Raw genomic sequence first — 18,239 nt, forward strand, 5'->3', positions numbered from 1 at the left:
TCGCCTCGCCCGCCCCGCCTCGCCCCGTTGATCAAGAGGTTTACGTCAAGGGTCGCGCGCATGGTTGACGTAAACCTCTTGATCGATTGACGCAATCTTCTTGATCAACCGGAATGGGGCGGGGCGGGGCGGACGGGCCGGGGCACGCCCCCGCCCCTCCAACGCCTCACCGCCCATCCCGCTTCGCCCCGTTGATCAAGAGATATGCGTCAAGGATCGCGCGCGAGGTTGACGCAAATTTCTTGATCGATTGACGTAAACCTCTTGATCAACGGGAATGGCGGCGGGCGGGAGCCGGGCGGGCGAGCCGGCGGGGGCGGGCGGCCGGCGGGCCGGCGGGGGCGGGCGGCCGGCGGGCCGGCGGGGAGGAAGCGGGGGAGGGTGGAGTGGGCGGGGAGGGTGGGGGTTACTTGAGGATCAGGCGGTTGGTTTGTTCGAAGACGGCTAGGTCGGCGAGGGTTTCCGGGACCGAGAGGGAGAGCGGGGCGGGGAACTCGTGCGGGTGCAGGAAGGCGGCGTCGGTGGTCTCGTCGGTGACCCGGGCCAGCTCGCCGTCCCAGTCGTCGACCCGGAACGCGGTGGTGAAGATCTGGTAGGTGTGGCCGTACATGTTGGTGTGGGTGCGGTCGGGGCCGGTGTAGAGGGCGAAGGCGCTGACCCGCAGGGCGCGTAGCCCGGTCTCCTCGCGGACCTCGCGGACCGCGCAGTCGGCGATCGACTCGCCGAGTTCCATCGCACCCGCCGGCAGGGCCCACTGGCCGTTGTCCGAGCGCCGGATCAGCAGCACCCGGCCGGCGTTGTCGCGCACCACGGCCCGCGCCCCGACGAACATCAGCGTCCGGTCGCCGGCCAGGGCGCGGAGTTGTCCCACGTACGAGTCGGCCCAGGAGATACTCACCCGGACAATCTACGCAGCATCCCGGTGACGCTCGGACGTTCCGGGGGTTCCCAACGTGTGACCGGCGACACTAGCTTGTCACCCATGCGGAGCACGATGATGGACGCCCCTCTCCAGGTCGCCCGGATCCTCGAACACGGCGTCACCGTGCACGGCACGGCCGAGGTGGTCACCTGGACGGGGGCCGAGCCGCGCCGGATGTCGTACGCCGAGGTGGGTCGCACGGCGGCCCGGCTCGCCCACGCGCTGCGCGACGAGTGCGGGGTGACCGGCGACGAACGGGTCGCCACCTTCATGTGGAACAACACCGAGCACTTGGTGGCGTACTTCGCCGTGCCGAGCATGGGCGCGGTGCTGCACACGCTGAACATCCGGCTCTTTCCCGACCAGGTCGCCTACATCGCCAACCACGCGCGGGACCATGTGCTGCTGGTCGACTCGACGCTGATCCCGCTGCTGGCCCGGGTGCTCGGTGAGCTGACCACGGTGCGGCACGTGGTGGTGGTCGGCGGGGGCGATCCCGGGCCGCTGCTGGCGGTCGCCGGGGACGGGGTCACCTTCCACCGGTGGGACGAGCTGCTGGCGGGTCGCCCCGAGCACTTCGACTGGCCCGAGGTGGACGAGCGGGACGCCGCCGCGCTCTGCTACACCTCCGGCACCACCGGCCATCCCAAGGGGGTCGCCTACTCGCACCGGTCGATCTACCTGCACTCGTTGCAGGTGTGCCTGCCGGAGGGGTTCGGGCTCGCGCCAGGGGACCGTGAGCTGGCCATCGTGCCGATGTTCCACGCGATGTCGTGGGGGCTGCCGTTCGCGGCGTTCCTCTCCGGCGCGTCGTTGATCATGCCGGACCGGTTCCTCCAGGCCGCGCCGATCGCCGAGATGATCGCCGCCGAGCGGCCGACCCTGGCCGGCGCGGTGCCGACCATCTGGAACGACCTGCTGGCCTACCTGGACACCCACGACGTGGACACCTCCTCACTCAAGGAGGTGATCGTCGGCGGTTCGGCCTGCCCACCGGCGCTGATGCACGCGTTCGCCGAGCGGCACGGCATCGAGGTGATCCACGCCTGGGGGATGACCGAGATGTCCCCGTTGGGGTCGGTGTCCCGGGCGCCGGCCGGGGTGACCGGGGAGGACGCCTGGCGGTACCGCTACACGCAGGGCCGGGTTCCGGCCGGGGTGGCGGCCCGGATCGTCGGCCCGCTGGGCGAGCCGCTGCCCGCCGACGGGACGTCCGTGGGCGAGCTGGAGGTGCGTGGCCCGTGGGTGACCGCGCGGTACGTCGGCGACGACGCCCCCGACCCGGAGAAGTTCCACGACGGCTGGCTGCGTACGGGCGACGTCGGCATGCTCTCGCCGGACGGGTTCCTCACCCTCACCGACCGGGCCAAGGACGTGATCAAGTCGGGTGGGGAGTGGATCTCCTCGGTGGAGCTGGAGAACGCGTTGATGGCCCACCCGGACGTGCAGGAGGCCTGCGTGGTGGGGGTGCCGGACCAGCGCTGGGGTGAGCGTCCGTTGGCGACCGTGGTGGTCCGCGAGGGCGCGTCGACCAGTGTGGAGCAGCTTCGTACCTTCCTCGCCGGCTCGGTGGCACACTGGCAGGTGCCGGAGCGCTGGGCGGTCATCGACGCGGTGCCGAAGACCAGCGTCGGCAAGTTCGACAAGAAGGTGGTGCGTTCGCGGTACGCCGACGGCGACCTGGAGGTACGGGAGCTGGCGGGGCCGTAACACTTTTCGGCGACTCGTCGCCGATGGGGTAGGGACGTCACTCCTGAAACATCCCTCCCCAGGGGCGGCCCCGGCGTTCGCACCGCGCCGGGGCCGCCCTTCCTTGCGGTTGACCCGCTATGTCATTGTTGCGAAACCTGCTGGCCTCTGTCCGGGTGATTGCGAAATGTCCTCGGATTCACCGGCCGGCGGTCTCCGGATCTACTGTCCGGTGGTGTCCAGCAGGACCTTGCCCACCACCGCGTCCTCCACCGCCTGGTGGGCGGCTGCGGCCTGGGCCAGCGGATAGCGGTGCAGCGGCAGGCCGGCCTCCTCGCCCACCCGTACCGCCCCCTGGGCGACCGCCGCCGCCAGGTCGGTCACCGCCTGCGCCTTGGCCGCCTTCGGCTCGGTGTAGACCAGCACGAACTGCCAGCGGGCGTTCGGCACCATCAGCGGCCGGATCGGCAGGGTCAGCTCGTCGCCGCCGTCGTCGGCGTAGACGCAGACCGCCCCGCCGGCCCGCAGCAGCTGCACGTCGACGGCGGCGTTGCGGGCGGCGGAGACCTCGACGACCGTGTGCACCCCGTCGGGGGCGATCTTGCGGACCTCCTCGACCACGTCCTGCTCCCGGTAGTTGATCACGAAGGAGGCGCCGGCCGCCGCCGCGAGCTGGGCCTTCTCCGGGCTGCTCACCGTCGCGATCACACAGGCGTCGGCCCAGCGGGCCAACTGGATCGCCGCGTTGCCGACCGCACCCGCCCCGCCCTGCACCAGCACCACGTGGTCACCGAGCGCCCCGGCGTGCAGCGCGTCCGGCACGTACTCGCCGACGGTCAGGCAGCGGTGCGCGGTGAGGAACGGGATGCCCAGGCAGGCGCCCAGCTCGAAGGAGGCGTCCCCGAGCGGCACCACCTGCCGGACCGGCACCACCGTGTACTCGGCGGCGGTGCCCCACGGCCGTTGCCAGGCCGCCTCCCAGATCCACACCCGTTCACCGGTCAGGCCCCGGTCGACCCCCGCGCCGACCGCCTCCACCACCCCCGCGCCGTCCTGCCCCGGGGTCTGCCAGCCGGTCGGTGGCGACTGCTGCCGCCGGCTCTTCCAGTCGGTCGGGTTCACCCCGGCCACCGCCAGCCGGACCAGCACCTCGCCCGGCCCCGGCTCGGGCACCGGCCGGTCGACCAGCTGGAGCACCGACGGGTCACCGGTCCGCTCGTACACGATCGTCTGCATCGCCGTCCCCTCAGGCCGCCGGTTTGAGCACCACCTTCGAGTAGCCCTCCTCGCGGCGGTCGAAACGTCGGTACGCGTCCGGTGCCGCGTCCAACGGCAACTCCTTGCTCACCACGAAGCTCGGCGTGGCCCGCCCCGCCATGATCAGGTTCCGCAGGTACTCGTTGTAGGTCTTCACGTTGGCCTGCCCGGTCCCCATCCGCAGGCCCTTCTCGAAGAGCTTGCCCATCTTGAACAGCAGCTCGCCCCTGCCGGAGTGCTCGTCGGGCGCGCCCGGGTCGTTGGCCAGGTAGAGGCCGACCACGCCGATCGCGCCGGTCGCCCGGACCACCTCGACCAGGCTGTTCAGCACCGCCGCCGGCTGCTCCGTGTCGCCCTCCCCGGTGGCCTGGTAGCCGACCGCGTCCACCCCGTGGTCGGTGCCCACCCCGTCGGTCCGGTCGAGGATCTGCGCCACCGGGTCGCCGGCCGAGAAGTCGATCGGGGTCGCGCCGATCGACTCGGCCAGCCGCAACCGGTCCGGCACCCGGTCGACCAGGAACACCTCGGCGGCACCCATCAGGACCGCCGAGTACGCGGCCATCAGCCCGACCGGCCCGCCACCCATCACGGTGATCCGCTCACCGGGCCGCAACCCGGTCATCGCCACCCCGTGGTAGCCGGTGGGGAAGATGTCGGCGAGCATCGCGTAGTCGTTCTCGTGCTCGGTGCCGGGCGGCAGCTTCAGGCAGTTGAAGTCGGCGAACGGCACCCGCAGGTACTCGGCCTGACCACCCCGGTACGGCCCCATCGCCACGTAGCCGTACGCGCCACCGGCGAAGCCGGGGTTGACGGTGAGGCAGAAGCCGGTCTTCTGCTCCCGGCAGTTGCGGCAGAACCCGCATCCCACGTTGAACGGCATCGACACCCGGTCGCCGACCCTGATGCCGCGTACCCCGGTGCCGGCCTCGACCACCGTGCCCATGTTCTCGTGGCCGAAGACGATGCCCGGCTCGGCGAGCGTGCGCCCCTCGTACATGTGCAGGTCCGAGCCGCAGATCGCGGTCGTGGTGATCTGCACGACCACGTCGTCCGGGTGCTCGATGCGTGGGTCCTCGACGTCGTTGACCGCCACCTCGTGCGGCCCCTGGTACACCACAGCTCTCATGGTCCCGACGCTAGGCGGCCCGGCCGGGTCGCGGAGGCGGTTTCAGCCGAGCCGGTCCACCACCTCCGGGGTGAGGTCGTGCACCGAGGAGAGCACCACCGCGGCCAGCTCCGCCGCGTCCGGGTCCAGCGGGTACGACCCGTGCGGCACCGCGACCACCCGCATCCCGGCGGCGGCGGCCGAGCGGACCCCGTTGGAGGAGTCCTCCACGGCGGCGCACCGGGCCGGGTCGACCCCGAGCTGCTCGGCGACGGCCAGGTACACGTCGGGCGCGGGCTTGCCCCGGGCGGTCCGCTCGGTCGACAGGGTGACCCGGAACTCGGCGGTGAGGTCCGCGGCGGCCAGCGCCGCGCCGATCAGCCGGGTCGGCGAGGAGCTGGCCAACCCCAGCGGCCACCGCGCGGCCAGCCGGCGCACCACCAGGTCGGCGTCGTCGATCAGCGGTACGCGCACCGCGTACCGCCGGGCCATCTCCTCGACCACCTCGGTGGCGACCTGCTCGGCGTTCCGGTCGACGCCCAGCTCACCGCTGAGGTACTCGGCCCACTCGCCGGTGCTCATCCCCATCAGCCGCCGCTGGGTGTCGGGCTGCCAGGTGCCGCCCCGCGCCGCCACGTACGCCCGGCGCACCTCCTCCCAGACCGGCTCCGAGTCCACGATCACGCCGTCCAGGTCGAACACCACCGCATCCACCGTCACCCCGCCATCCTCCCCGACCCCACCTGACCCCGGTCGCCCGGTGCCGCCGGCGCCCGTCGGTCTCGTGGTGGCCCCTGGTGGGTCAGCCCTGCTCGTCCTCGTCGGCCGGTGGCTTGGGGCGGCGGTAGTCCCTGATGTACGCCTCGACTTCTGACCGCAGCCACACAGAGCCGCCTTGCAGCGTCTGGAACGGGCGCGGGAAGTACGACTGCAAGATGATCTGCCTGAACCGCGACCGGCTCACGCCGAGCAGGTCAATGATCTCGCCTGGACCGACAAGCGGCCCTGGCACCTCTGGCTCACCCATGCGTCTGCTCAACTTTGATCATCCTCGTCCGATGGTGGCTTGGGGCGGCGGTGTTCCCTGATCCATTCCTCGACATCCTCAGTCAGCCACACCTTCATGCCGCGCAGCTCCCGGTAGGGCCTCGGGAAGGTGGGCCGGTTCGCGATCTGCTGGAACCGCGACCGGGAGACGCCCAGGCGTTGGGCGATCTCGTATGGCCCCATCAGGTCGCCCGGCCCCCGGTCCATGTCCCGACCGTATGCCCCGATGGGGGTCAGTCCTCGTCGGCAGGGCTGGGGCGGTTCGTGGCGATCCAGGCCCGCACGGCCTTGCCGTCCCAGACGCGGCCCATCTTCAGGGTGACGAAGGGGTCGGGGAATCCCTTGCGGCCCACGATGATCGTGGCGCGCTGCTTGCTGATCCCGCCGAGCAGGTCGCGGATCTCATCCAACCCGAGCAACTCCACAGCCTGACGCTATGGTCTGGCGGACTTGCATTAGGTGGTAGCGGGAAAGGCAATGCCCTTAGGGGTTGCCCTCGTACAACATCGTGTGATGTGGTGGACCGATGACGAGCCACGGACCTGTTCTGCCTGTCTGGATGTGTGCCGGGTGCGAATCACCCTGGCCATGTCCCACCCGTCGCCGGGAGTTGGTCGCGGAGTACGACTGCGCTCCGGTGTCCCTCGCCGTCTACATGGGCGCGCATCTGGTGTCAGCCATGCGGGACATGGGCTGGGCTCCGGCTGGCGCTCTCCACCGCAGATTCCTCGGTTGGCTGCCCAGGCCCAACCGGTCGGCCCGCCGACCCGTGATCAACCAAAGGCCATGGCCGGGCGGTGGGTCGTGACCGGGCAGGTGGGGGACCTGCGATGAGAGCGCCGCTGCCTGCGGCGGGTGACCTGATCGAGGTGACCCGGGCGGCCAGCGTGCAGTTCGTCAAGCCCATCCGGTGCCGGGTCATCCGGGTGCTCGACTGGATCACCTACGACGGCTGGTGCTGGCTCGACGTATACCAACTGGACGACAAGGGCGACGCGGTGGCCCGACGGTCGATCTTCGTGCAGCCGGTGGGGTTGGTCGTCCACCGAAGGACCGCCCCCGCGCCGGTCGGGCGACAGCGGTGGCCCGGCCCGAAGGTGCGGCCGGGAACTCAGCGGTAGGCGGCGGCCTGGGTGGCGTAGAGGGCGGCGTACACCCCGTCGAGGCGGATCAGCTCGTCGTGGGTGCCCAGCTCGCGTACCCCGCCGTCGCCGATCACGACGATCAGGTCGGCGCTGCGGACGGTGGAGAGCCGGTGCGACACGAACACCGTCACCCCGCCGCTGTCGGCGGCGACCCGGGCCGCGCCGTCGACGTACCGGGCGAACAGCCGGTGCTCGGCCTCGGCGTCCAGCGCCGACGCCGGCTCGTCCAGCACCATCAGCAGCGGAGCGTCACGCATCATCGCCCGGCCGAGCGCGAGCTGCTGCCACTGCCCGCCGGAGGCGTCCACCCCGCCGTCGGCGTGACTGCGCCCCAGCCGGGTGTCCAGCCCGTCCGGCAGCTTGTCGAGGACGCTGCTGTGCGCGCGGGCCAGACCGGTGCGTACCGCGTCGTCGTCGGTGGCCCGGGGCAGGTCGCCGATCCCCACCACCAGCCGCGCGGTCAGCTCCGGGCGGGCGTAGTCCTGGAACACGGCGGTGGTCCGCGCCCGCCAGGCGGCGAGGTCGAGGTGCCGCAGGTCCACCCCGTCGACCTCGATCGTGCCCCGGTCGGGTTCGTGGAACCGGTTGAGCAGCTTGACCAGCGTGGTCTTGCCGGCACCGTTCTCGCCCACGACCGCCACCGTGCTGCCGGCGGGCAGCAACAGGTCGACGTCGTGGAGCACCGGCCCGGCCGCGCCGGGATAGCTGAAGGTGACACCCCGCAGGCGGATGCCCTCCAGCAGACGGGCGGGCGGGCGCAGCGGGGTGGCCGGCGCGTCGGGTGCCGGGGCCGGCTGCGGCACCAGGTCGCGTATCTCGTCCAGCCGGCGCAGCGACCGGCCGCTGCGCGCGAGCTGCTGGGTGATCGTCACCGCGGCGGCCACCTGCTGGTTGAGCTGCGAGGCGAGCAGGACCGCCAACACCACGTCACCGACGTTCGCGTGGCCACGGATCGCGTCGCGGACCACCAGGACCAGCGCGGCGACGTAGCCGAGACCGAACACGCCCTGCCCGGCCGCGCGCCACCACCCGGCGGCGAGCTCGCCCCGCCAGATCCGGGCGGTGGCCCGCTGCCAGTGCCCGGCGTACCGCTGTTGCAGGTGCCCGACCAGGCCCAGCAGCCGCAACTCCTTGGCCGAGGCCGCGTCGGTGGTCAGCTCGAACAGGTGCCGGGCCTGCCGGGTGTCGACGATGCTCTCCTCGCGCGCCCGGTCGGCGGCAGCCTGCGCCCGCCGGCCCGCCAGCACCGGCAGCGCGGCCAGCAGCGGCAGGACCACCAGCGCCGGGTGGACCAGGGTGAGCAGCACGGTGGTCAGCAGCAGGCTGACCGCCAGCGAGCCGCCGGTCAGCAGCGCCTGCAACCCCTCGCCGACGCGCTGCAACTCGTCCTGCGCCAGCGCCATCCGGTCGGCGCTGTCGGGCCGCTCGTGGTGGTCGAGGTACGGCGTGCCGTTGCTGATCGCGATGAGCTGCTCGTCGGTGCTCAGCACGTTGAGTTCGGACACCTCGAAGTACCCGATGTGGGCGAAGTGCGCGCAGGTCAGCGCCGCGATCGCGGCCACCGCGACGGCCAGCCCGGCCCAGGCCGCCGACGCGGCGTGACCGGCCGCCGCCGCGTTGGTGAGCTGCCGGAGCGCCACCGCCGCCAGCGGCAGCGCGACCGCGTTGCCCGCCATCAGCGCCAACGCCACGACCATCTTGCGCCGGTCCTGCCGCCACGACAGCCGCAGCAGCCCGGTGATCGCCGTCAACATCGCCTCACCCCGGTACCTGGGTCAGTGGTTCGCTGTCGGCCTCGTCGGCGAAGCGTTCCGCCTGGAGCGTGAACATGGCGGCGTACCGGCCGCCCGCGGCCATCAGCTCGTCGTGGCTGCCCTGCTCGACGACCTGCCCCCGGTCGAGCAGGACGATCCGGTCCGCCAGCCGGACGCTGGACAGCCGGTGCGAGATGAGGATGGTCGTCCGGCCCCGGGTCAGCTCGGCGAACCGGGCGAAGAACTCGGCCTCGGCGCGGACGTCCAACGCCGCGGTGGGCTCGTCCAGCACGAGCACGGTGCTGCCGTGGTAGAGCGCGAACAGCGCCCGCGCGATGGCGATCCGCTGCCACTGCCCGCCGGACAGGTCCAGACCACCCTCGTACGCCCGGGACAGCAACGTGTCCAGGCCGTCCGGCAACGCGTCGAGGGTGTCGAGCAGCCCCGCCTCCCGGGCCGCGCGCCGGATCCCGGCCCGGTCGTCGAGGTGCTCCACCGCACCGAAGCCGATGTTGGCGGCGGCGGAGAGTTCGTAGCGCACGAAGTCCTGGAACACCACGGCGATCCGGCGCTGCCAGTCCCGGGCGGGCAGGTCGGCGAGGTCCACGCCGTCGGCGCGTACCGTGCCGGCGCCGGGCGAGTAGAGCCGGGCCAGCAGCTTGACCAGGGTGGTCTTGCCGGTGCCGTTCACCCCGACCAGGGCGGTGCACTTCCCGGCGGGGATGTGCAGGTCCAGGCCGTCCAGCACCGGCCGGGCCGCCCCGGGGTAGCCGAAGCGGACCCCGGAGAAGTCGATCGCCGGAGCCGCAGCGGCCGGTGGCCCGGCCCGGCCGGTGTCGGCGGGTTCGGCCCGGCCGGTAACGGCTGGTTCGGCGTAGCGGGCCATGGACCGCTCGAACGCGGTGACGGCGGTCTCGGCGTTCATGCCGTACTGGGTCTGGGTGTCGGAGTCCGGATAGAACTCCCCCAGCCGGATCAACGCCAGCACCGCCTGGAGCACCAGCGCCAGCCCGGCCAGGTCGATCACCCCGTCGGCGGCGCGCGACCCGGCCAGCGCCAGCACGGCGGCGACGCCGGTCAGCCCGACGGCCGTGTACCCCAGGTAGGGGCGCAGGTAGATGCGTCGGCGTTCGGCCCACACCGGGGCCAGGGCGCGACGGTAGACCTGCCGGTAGCGCTCGGTCAGCCAGTCGGTCAGGCCGAAGACGCGCAGCTCCTTGGCCGCGGCCGGCCCCATCGCCAGCCCGCGCAGGTAGCGGCTCTCCCGGCGCAGGTCGGCGACGTCTCGGATGACCAGGGCGTAGCGGCGCAGCCCGCCGCGCTGCCCGTGGCGGAACAGCAGCACCACCACCAGCATCGCCAGCGCCGCCCACGGCCCCAGCACCGCCGCGACCACCACCGTGAACCCGACGACCTGGGTGTACGGCCCGACCAGGGCGATCAGCCCGGCGTACGCCGCGCCGGGGGTGCGGAACGCGAACCGCAGCTCGTGCCCGGCCTCGCCCAGCTCGTCCAGGACCGCCGGATCCTCCAGCGGGGTGATCTCCCGGGTCGACAGCGACGCGGCGATGAGCCGCCGGTACATGTGCCCGTCGACGCGCCGGGCGAGCTGCTCGGCGACCGCCTTCTGGGCCGCCTCGGCCAGTTGCAGCACGATCAGCGCCGCCCCGGCGACGGCCAGCGGCCACCACACCCGGGCCGGCGGGGTGGTGCCGTGCAGCACCGGCCCGATGCGGCCGACGGTGGTGCTGACGGCGACCGCGAAGACGACCGGCAGCACCCCCCGGGCGACGCTGAGCGCGAGCGCGACGGCACTCCAGCCGGGGCCGGCGGCGGGCCACTGCCGGGCGATCCGCAGCCGGGCGAGCGCGGCCTGGCGTACCTGCCCGGTGCCGGTGGTGGGGGCGGCCATCGGGGTCAGCCGAAGACCTTCTCCCGCAGCGGCGCGGGCAGCTCCAGCTCCTGCCCGCAGCTGCGCACCGACTCCTGGTACGACTCCACCACCTCGGCGCTGTCCGCCACCGCCAGCTCCTCCTCGGTCAGGGCGCTGACCTGCCGCTCCCGGAAGCGGTACTCGTCGGCGTTGCCGTGCAGGCCGGGCACGACGTACGGCTCCGGCTCGACCGGGTTGTGGATCTTCGACTGGTCGGAGTTGAGGTCGCCGGCCGCACCCCAGCCGGTGAGCATCTCCGGCCGGTACAGGTGGCCGATGCCGAGGCGGGCGAACAACCGCGACACCGTCTCCTGCGGGAGCCGGCTGCACTCGTACGGGAAGTGCGTCACCGCCAGCCCCTCGGCCGCGGCGTAACGGCGCATCCGGGCGTAGTTGAGGGTGCTGAGCACGAAGTTCTCCACCACCCGCTCCCGGCCGATCTTGCCCTCCCACTTGGCCATCCACGAGTCGAGCGAGGCACGCGGCTGCCGGTCCAGCACCAGCAGGCGCAGCCGGTCGACCGGCCAGCCGGCCTCGATCAGGCAGCGGGCCGGGTTGAACAGCGCCTCGAACGGCACGTACGGCCCGGCCATCTCCTTGGCGAACAGCACCGGCTCGCCGTCGGGCAGCTTCCACGGCGAGCCCTCGCCGCCGGTCAGCGCGAACCGGCCGATGGTCTTGACCGGCTGGTAGTAGGCGGCGGCCCGGGCCATGCCGAACAGATTGGTCACCGCCGTCGAACCGACCCGGCAACGCCCCCAGCCGAGCACCAGCAGCGGGTAGTCGGCCGGGCTCCGGCCGGCGAACCCGTCCCGCAGGGTGTGCACGATCTGGGCGGTGACCTCGTCGACGGTGGTGGTGACGACCTGGTAGCGGCCGTCGGGCGGCAGCGGGGTGCCGGTGAGCGCGGCGTCGTCGTCGGCGGCCAACCGGTGCAGCAGCGGGTAGAGGTCGGTCATCGGGGCTCCTTGCGGTGGGATGGGCGGGTCAACCGAGGTCCAGCAGCGTGGCGACGTCCCGGACCGGCACCGGGCGCAGCACCGCCTCGCACAGCAGGGTCTCGACGCCCCGCAGCGCCCGCACGCAGGTGGCCTCGGGGATCCGCCGGGTGTCGGCCAGCAGGTGCAGCGCGCAGCCGTCGGCGAGGTGGGGCATGGCCAGGAAGAACGTCATGTCGTGCCGGGCGACGGCGGCGACCTGCCGCACGGTGGTCTGTGCGGCCAGTTCCCCCAGCGCCGCCCGGTCGGGCGGGTCCGCCGGCACGTCGAAGTCCCGGCCCATCCGGGAGTCGTTGAAGTACACCGACAGGTCGGCCTGCGCGCCCTCGGCCCGGATCAGGTCGTCCAGCGCGTCCGGCGGGTAGGTGGCGTGGAAGTAGGACTCGGTCGAGTCGCGGTAGCAGCGCCGGACGGCGTCCTCGACGTCGCCGTCCCCGACGTCGAAGACCAGCAGCGCGTTCTGGGCGATGCCGGTGGCCAGCTCCCGCTGGCGGGGGGTGTTCCGGTTCCCCGCGATCAACTTGACCACGGCCCGGTCCCGGCCGGTCAGCGCCGCCTGGATCAGCAGCGCGGCGGTCAGCACCACCGTGGACGACGACGCCCCGGTGCGCTGGGCCAGCACGGCGGCGGCGACGGCCACCGCGCCGGACTCCATCCGCCAGGTGACGACGGGCAGCGCCGCCGCATCCTGCTCCGGCCCGTCGAAGATCCGCTGCGGCACCATGGGCAGCCGGTCCCGCCAGTAGGCCAGGGACTGCCGTGCCCGCCGCTGCCCGGCCGGTGAGGCCTCGTAGCCGGCCTGGTCCAGCGGCTGCCAGCCCGGCGCGGGAAGGGTGCGCCCGCCCTCGACCAGGGTGCGCAGCTCGGCCAGCAGCAACTCCAGCGACCAGCCGTCCAACGACACGTGCGACGCGGCCACGGCGACGGCCTCGACCAGGCCGTCGACGCGCAGCAGCGCCCACCGGACCGGCCACTCCCGATCCAGCTGGAACGCGCTGCCGGCCAGCTCGACGGCGGCGGCCTCGGCCGCCTCCGGCAGCGCCTCCGCAGTGGTGTCCCGCACCAGCGGCGGGTACGTCCCGTCGGCGCGCAGGTGCTGCCGGGGGCCGTCGGCGTCGTCGGTCATCACGGTCCGCAGCACCTGGTGCCGCAGCACCAGCGCCGACCAGGCGGCGGTGACCCGTTCGGCCGGCACCGGGGCGGCCAGCCGCAGCACCCGCCTGATGTTGAAGTCCCGGCTGGCCTCGCCGAACCACTGCATGGGCCGGTACATGGCCGCCTGACCCCAGGTCAGCGGCGCGGACCCGGTGGACGCCCCGGCGAACCGTGCCGGGATCTCCGAGTCCGTGACGACAGCGGGCCCGACGTCGGTACGGGCGGGTCGGTCCGCCGGCTCCACGGTGGGGGCCGCCGGCGCCTCGACGGCCGTCGGGTGAGGGCCGTCCATCCCGGCGGCCAGCGCCCGGACCGTGCGCCGGTCGAACAGGTCGGCGATGCCCACCGGCAGGCCCAGCTCCTCGTCGAGGCGGGTGACGACCTCGACGACCTGCATGGAGTCGCCGCCCAGCGCGAAGAAGTCGTCGTCGACACCGAGCCGGTCCACCCGCAGCACCCCGGCGACCACGGCCGCCACCGCCGTCTCCAGGTCGCCGGAGGGCGCGGCGTACGGGGTGTCCAGCTCGGGCCGTACCGTCGGCACGGTGGGCAGCCGGCGGGTGTCCACCTTGCCGTTCGGGGTGAGCGGGTACTGCGCCACGTACCGGAACCGGCTCGGAACGGACGCCTCCGGCAACAACCCGGCGGCGTGCGCGCGGAGCTGCGCCTCGGTGGGCCGCTGCTCCTCGTCGGACCGCAGGTAGGCGACCAGACGCAGGTCGTGGCCGTCGGGTTCGGCGATCACCACCGCCTCGGCGACGCCGGGGCAGCGGCGCAACGCGTCCTCGACCGCGGGCGGCTCGACGCGCTGGCCACGGATCTTCACCTGACGGTCGGCGCGGCCGAGCACGTCGAGCACCCCGTCGGCGGCCAACCGGCCGAGGTCACCGGTGCGCAGCAGCCGCGCCCCGCCGCCCGCCGGGTGCGGGATCCACCGCTGGGCGGTCAGCACCGGCTGGCCATGGTAGCCACGGCCGATGACCGCTCCGCCGAGGCAGATCTCCCCGGTCCGGCCCACCGGCACCGGCAGCCCGTCCTCGTCGAGGATGTGCACCTCGGCGTTGGGGATGGGCGCCCCGACCGGCAGCCGGCGGCCGACCGTACGGTCCGTGCCGATCCAGTACCAGGTGGCGCCCACGGTCTCGCTCATGCCGTAGTGGTTGCCGAAGCCGGACTTCGGGCTGTTGCTGATCCACCTGTCGAACTCGGGGGTCAGGTACAGCGGTTCACTGCCGATCATGACCTGACGGGCGACGTCGTCCACCCCGCCCAGCGCGGTCATCGCCCGCACGTGCGACGGGGTGAGCTTCAGGAAACCGCACGGCGCGGCGGCGGTCAGCGTGATCAGGTCGTCGAAGGCGACCGGCTCCGGCGCAACCTCCAGCTCCCAGCCCGCGACCAGGGCGGTGAACAGCGTCATCACCGAGCCGACGAAGTACAGCGGGGCGTGCAGGACCGCCCGTTCCCGCGGCTGGAACGCGAACTCCCGGGCGCACCAGTCCACGTAGTTGACCAGTTGGCGGTGGGTGCCGAGCACCCCCTTGGGGGCTCCGCTGGTGCCCGAGGTGTACATGATGAACGCCAGGTTCTCCACCCGGCAGCCACCGTCGCCGTCGTCGCCGAGGGTGTCGGGCAGGTCGGTCACGTCGAGCACGGTCGCCGGGTAGCCGGCGGGCAGGTGCCCCCGGTACTCCGGCCCGGTCAGCAGCAGCGGCTCGCCCGCGTCGGCCAGGATCCGCGCCCGCCGGTCCACCGGATCGTGGACCGACAACGGCAGGTACGCCGACCCGGCGGCCAGCACCGCGAGGATCGACACCACCGCGTCCACCGACCGGGGCACCAGCACCGCGACCGGCGTCTCCGGCCCCGCGCCGTGCGCCCGCAGCACCCGGGCGGTGTGCCGAACCCGGGCGAGCAGCTCACCGGCGGTGACCTCGACCCCCGCGAAGCGCACCGCGACCCGCCCGGGGTCGGCGGCCAGCGCCTCGTCGACGAGCACGTGCAGCGGCGTCCGGCCGAACGGGCGGCGTGGTCCGGTGGCGACCGACCGCGCCGCGTCCACCGTGGCGGGCTCGGACCGTCCGTCGTGCTCCGCGAGGCCCACCGTGGCGGGTTCCGATCGTCCGTCGTGCTCCGCGACGTCCACGGTGGTCCGCAGCGAAGCGGGCCGCAGGTCGGTCCAGTGCCCGGCGACGTGCTCCAGGCACCGCTCGACCGGCCCGGTGAACACCGGCGTCCAGCCGCCCGGCACGGGCCGGTCCGCCGGCCACAGCGAGTACTGCCCCTCGTCGTTGACCACGACGTGGCGCGGGTCGGCGCTCACGCCGGCCCGCCGACCATCTGCGCGTCCCCGGCCAGCCGCTCGACCGGTGTGCGCCAGGCGTGCCCGGTGTACCAGTCGCCGCCGAACGCGGCGATCGTCGGGGTCCAGCCGTCGTGCTCCTCGGCGTAGCCGGCGATCTCCCGCCAGAGCACGTCCACCAGCGCCGAGTACCGGCAGGCGATGCGCAGGTCGGCCAGGGTGAACGGCGGCCCGTCCATGCGTACCAGCCGGATGTCGAAGGCGCCCCGGTACTGCCGCCCGGAGACGGTGAGCGGCTGCTTCCACATCGCCGCGCCGGGGGCGCGCAGGGTGTACCGGACCCGGGCGGTGCTGTGTCCACCGTGGCGCAGGTCGCCCCACTCGCCGATGTCGGGGACCAGCGGCGGGAAGAAGTAGTGCCGCTGGCGGGGCACCTCGATCCGGTCGAAGTTGCCGGGCACGAAGTGCCAGCGGTTGTACATCATCCGCTGGGCGACCTGCCACAGGATGTCGGTGACGGCGTCGGCGGGCAGCTCGGCGGCCATCTCCGGGCTGGGCAGCACGCAGCAGAAGAAGTCCGGCTTCCGCAGGCCCGCCACGTCCTCGCCGTACCGCCCGGCCGGTCCGTTCAGCCGGGACAGGTCCCGGATGCCGCTGGACATGCCGTAGTCGGCGTGGGCGTCGACGACCGCGCCCAGCACGATGCTCTCCAGGATCCGGGTCAGGTCGCCCTCGTCGCCGTCGCGGTGCGCGGTCCGCAGGGCGGCGGCGGTGGCCTGCCGCACCCGGGCCGCCGGGTCGTCCCCGTCGAACGGCCCGGTCAGGGCGTGCAGCGTCCGGGGCAGCTCCGCGTGGCCGCGCTCCTGCTGCGCCCACGGCACCAGGTACTCGTCCTTGGCGTAGGTGAGCCCGTTGACCCGCCGGTACCGCATGTGGTCACTGCCGTCGACCCGTTCGACCAGGTCACCGGCGAGCGCGGCCAGCTCGGTCAGGGTGGCGGTGCTGAGCTGCCCGGTGACCGGCTCGCCGAGCGCCCGCAGGTACGTAGCACAGCGGGTGGTCAGCACCCGCCGCAGGCTGACGGCGCTGAGCTGGCGACCGTTGAACTCCTCGAACCGGACCGCCCGGCCGGTGCGGAACAGCAGCTGGATCGCGCCCACGAACAACCGCTCCTCGGCGCTCCAGTCCGCCGGTGGACGGTCACGCAGCGCGGGCAGCACACCGTCGCGGATCAGGGTGCTGGAGCCGGAGTCGGACCGGGAGAACACCCGGCGCTCAATGTGGACCAGGACGGTCTCCACGCGCTCGACCCAGTCGATGACCTCTTCGAGCCGCTCCGCCAGGGTGCCGTCGGCGTGCCAGGTGTACAGGGTGTGGTCGATCTCGTACCGGTGCTGCTCCTCCTCGGCCTCGGCCGGCAGGCACTCCTCGTCGAGCATCTCCACCTGCCACTGCGGCAGGGTGAGTTCGGCGACGACCTCCTCGGTCGGCAGGTCGCCCCGCGCGGGTTCGTGGAGGGTCAGCTTGCCGAGCGTCGAGTGGGCCAGCACGAACGGGGCGGGCGGTGTGTCGACGCCGGGCGGGGTCAGCCGCAGGTGCTGCCGGCCGAGCAGGTGCCGGACGATCGCCTGCTCGCGCAGGGTCAGCCCGTCGAAGGCGGACCGGAAGGGCACCTTGCCCGCCATGGTGAGCAGGCGCAGGACGCCGGTCTGCGCGCTGTCGCCGAACAGTTGCTCGGGGTCGCGTACGGTGCGTAGTTCCTGGCTCCACTGGTCGGTCTTCGTACGTCGCACGTTCACTACCTTTCGCGACCGGGCAGGCCGCGGCGTACGCGGGAGCCGGCCCGCGCGACGACCACCGTCGTGGTGCTCGATGGGCGTGCGGCGACCGGTAGCCGACCTGGAGAGTGCGGGACCGTAGCGGTGCCACGGTGGGGAGACGGCCTCCCACCTCGACGTGGGAGCGCTCCCGTCGCCGCAGTCTGGTCGACGTTAATAGTTGTGTCAATATCGCGTCGCCGGGCAGGCCGTGGGGCCCGCGGTGCCGGGTCGCCGGGCAGGTCGCGGGGCGGGCGATCAGGAGTGCAGGGCGGGCAGTCCGATGGGGTTGTCCGGGGGCAGGATCGTGTGGCAGGCCCGGGCCACCGGGTCGAGCAGCTCGCAGAGCCGGTCCGCGCGGTCCGGGCCGAGGGCCTGCCAGGGGCGGGCCGCGGCGAGGTCGGTGGCCGCCTCGACGGCCCGGAAGCCGCTGCGCCCCACCTCGGTCGGCGCCCCGTCGGCGGTCAGCCACCCCCGGGCGACCAGCCGGCCCCGGGCCGCGTCCCACTGCTCCGGCGTCCAGCCCCGGCCGAGCAGGTGCTCCGGCGGCTGGCCCCCGGCGACCCGGAAGGCCAACGTCTCCACCGGGTCGAGCCCGGCGGCGACCAGGGCGGCCACGTGCCCGTCGCCACGGTGCTCGCGCAGCGTGGTGGCGGCCTGCCAGAGCCGGGCCAGCGGGTAGTCGCCGCGCGGCAGGGCGGCGTTGGCCGCGCCGAGCATCCGGCCGGCGGTGTCGGCCGCGACGGCCGCCACCTCCAGCAGCTCAGCGGCCTCGGCCAGGTGCGCCTCGGGGAGTTCGTAGGTGAGCTCGGCGAGCGCCTGCACCGCCCCGGTGAGCCGGGAGCGCAACGCCTCCTCGGGGCTGGCGAGCTGCCACACCGCCGGTAACGCCCGGCTGACCATCGGCGGGGCGAAGGTGAAGAAGGCCGCGATCACCGGAGCCGCGTCGACCGGGCCGAGGGGAGCGGCACGGCCCGCGAAGTAGCCCCGCCAGTAACCGCGCAACCCGATCGCCTCGTGGGCGGCGCGGGCCCGGGGATGGAAGTAGGTGATCGCGTGCAGGGGTTCGACGTGCGTCCACATCAGCCGGGCTGTCGGCCCGGGAACGTCCAGCG

Annotated in this window: 15 protein-coding genes; 2 read left to right on the top strand and 13 right to left on the bottom strand. The window is 73.3% G+C overall.

Translation table 11 applies throughout. The annotated features are described in order from the left end of the window. Nucleotides 1-406: 406 nt before the first annotated feature. Nucleotides 407-898: an NUDIX domain-containing protein gene (locus O7625_RS09945; RefSeq protein WP_067300273.1), complete on the bottom strand. Its 492-nt coding sequence runs from the start codon at nucleotides 896-898 to the stop codon at nucleotides 407-409. 84 nt (nucleotides 899-982) lie between these two features. On the opposite strand from O7625_RS09945, the gene O7625_RS09950 reads away from it, so the two are divergent. After that, nucleotides 983-2,632: a fatty acid--CoA ligase gene (locus O7625_RS09950; protein ID WP_282345540.1), complete on the top strand. Its 1,650-nt coding sequence runs from the start codon at nucleotides 983-985 to the stop codon at nucleotides 2,630-2,632. A 201-nt stretch (nucleotides 2,633-2,833) separates the two neighbouring features. Here O7625_RS09950 and O7625_RS09955 read toward each other — a convergent pair whose 3' ends face one another. The 6 genes from O7625_RS09955 to O7625_RS09980 form a co-directional block, all read right to left on the bottom strand. Next, nucleotides 2,834-3,847 carry an NADPH:quinone reductase gene (locus tag O7625_RS09955; RefSeq protein WP_282345541.1) on the bottom strand — a complete coding sequence of 338 codons (1,014 nt, stop codon included), beginning with the start codon at nucleotides 3,845-3,847 and terminating at the stop codon, nucleotides 2,834-2,836. A 10-nt stretch (nucleotides 3,848-3,857) separates the two neighbouring features. Next, complete coding sequence (locus O7625_RS09960) at nucleotides 3,858-4,994, bottom strand: glutathione-independent formaldehyde dehydrogenase (protein ID WP_282270358.1); 1,137 nt, start codon at nucleotides 4,992-4,994, stop codon at nucleotides 3,858-3,860. 42 nt (nucleotides 4,995-5,036) lie between these two features. Further along, nucleotides 5,037-5,693, bottom strand: coding sequence for an HAD family phosphatase (locus O7625_RS09965; protein ID WP_282345542.1), 657 nt, complete (start codon nucleotides 5,691-5,693; stop codon nucleotides 5,037-5,039). A gap of 82 nt (nucleotides 5,694-5,775) precedes the next feature. After that, nucleotides 5,776-6,000: a hypothetical protein gene (locus O7625_RS09970; RefSeq protein ID WP_282345543.1), complete on the bottom strand. Its 225-nt coding sequence runs from the start codon at nucleotides 5,998-6,000 to the stop codon at nucleotides 5,776-5,778. An 8-nt stretch (nucleotides 6,001-6,008) separates the two neighbouring features. Continuing rightward, a complete protein-coding gene (locus O7625_RS09975; RefSeq protein ID WP_282345544.1) occupies nucleotides 6,009-6,227 on the bottom strand; it encodes a hypothetical protein in 219 nt (72 codons plus the stop codon). A gap of 26 nt (nucleotides 6,228-6,253) precedes the next feature. Then, nucleotides 6,254-6,445 carry a hypothetical protein gene (locus O7625_RS09980; protein WP_091244640.1) on the bottom strand — a complete coding sequence of 64 codons (192 nt, stop codon included), beginning with the start codon at nucleotides 6,443-6,445 and terminating at the stop codon, nucleotides 6,254-6,256. A gap of 405 nt (nucleotides 6,446-6,850) precedes the next feature. Here O7625_RS09980 and O7625_RS09985 point away from each other — a divergent pair, with 405 nt between their 5' ends. Beyond that, nucleotides 6,851-7,141 carry a hypothetical protein gene (locus tag O7625_RS09985; RefSeq protein WP_282345545.1) on the top strand — a complete coding sequence of 97 codons (291 nt, stop codon included), beginning with the start codon at nucleotides 6,851-6,853 and terminating at the stop codon, nucleotides 7,139-7,141. Here O7625_RS09985 and O7625_RS09990 read toward each other — a convergent pair. The 6 genes from O7625_RS09990 to O7625_RS10015 all read right to left on the bottom strand — a co-directional run bounded on the left by O7625_RS09990 (nucleotide 7,132) and on the right by O7625_RS10015 (nucleotide 18,207). Further along, entirely contained in the window at nucleotides 7,132-8,919 is a 1,788-nt protein-coding gene (locus tag O7625_RS09990; RefSeq protein WP_282345546.1) for an ABC transporter ATP-binding protein, read from the bottom strand. The genes O7625_RS09985 and O7625_RS09990 overlap by 10 nt on opposite strands. Before the next feature lie 4 nt (nucleotides 8,920-8,923). Then, nucleotides 8,924-10,831 carry an ABC transporter ATP-binding protein gene (locus O7625_RS09995; RefSeq protein WP_282345548.1) on the bottom strand — a complete coding sequence of 636 codons (1,908 nt, stop codon included), beginning with the start codon at nucleotides 10,829-10,831 and terminating at the stop codon, nucleotides 8,924-8,926. Between the two features lie 5 nt (nucleotides 10,832-10,836). Further along, nucleotides 10,837-11,811 (bottom strand): hypothetical protein, encoded by a 975-nt coding sequence (locus O7625_RS10000; RefSeq protein ID WP_282345549.1) that lies wholly within the window; start codon nucleotides 11,809-11,811, stop codon nucleotides 10,837-10,839. A gap of 28 nt (nucleotides 11,812-11,839) precedes the next feature. Next, a complete protein-coding gene (locus O7625_RS10005) occupies nucleotides 11,840-15,328 on the bottom strand; it encodes an AMP-binding protein (RefSeq protein WP_282345550.1) in 3,489 nt (1,162 codons plus the stop codon). Then, nucleotides 15,325-17,100 carry a hypothetical protein gene (locus O7625_RS10010; RefSeq protein ID WP_282345551.1) on the bottom strand — a complete coding sequence of 592 codons (1,776 nt, stop codon included), beginning with the start codon at nucleotides 17,098-17,100 and terminating at the stop codon, nucleotides 15,325-15,327. The genes O7625_RS10005 and O7625_RS10010 overlap by 4 nt, the downstream gene beginning before the upstream one ends. Before the next feature lie 282 nt (nucleotides 17,101-17,382). Beyond that, nucleotides 17,383-18,207: a hypothetical protein gene (locus tag O7625_RS10015; RefSeq protein ID WP_282346882.1), complete on the bottom strand. Its 825-nt coding sequence runs from the start codon at nucleotides 18,205-18,207 to the stop codon at nucleotides 17,383-17,385. Nucleotides 18,208-18,239: the final 32 nt, after the last annotated feature.

It is taken from the genome of Micromonospora sp. WMMD714 (genome assembly GCF_029581315.1).
In the GTDB taxonomy this organism is placed as follows: Bacteria; Actinomycetota; Actinomycetes; order Mycobacteriales; family Micromonosporaceae; genus Micromonospora; species Micromonospora rifamycinica.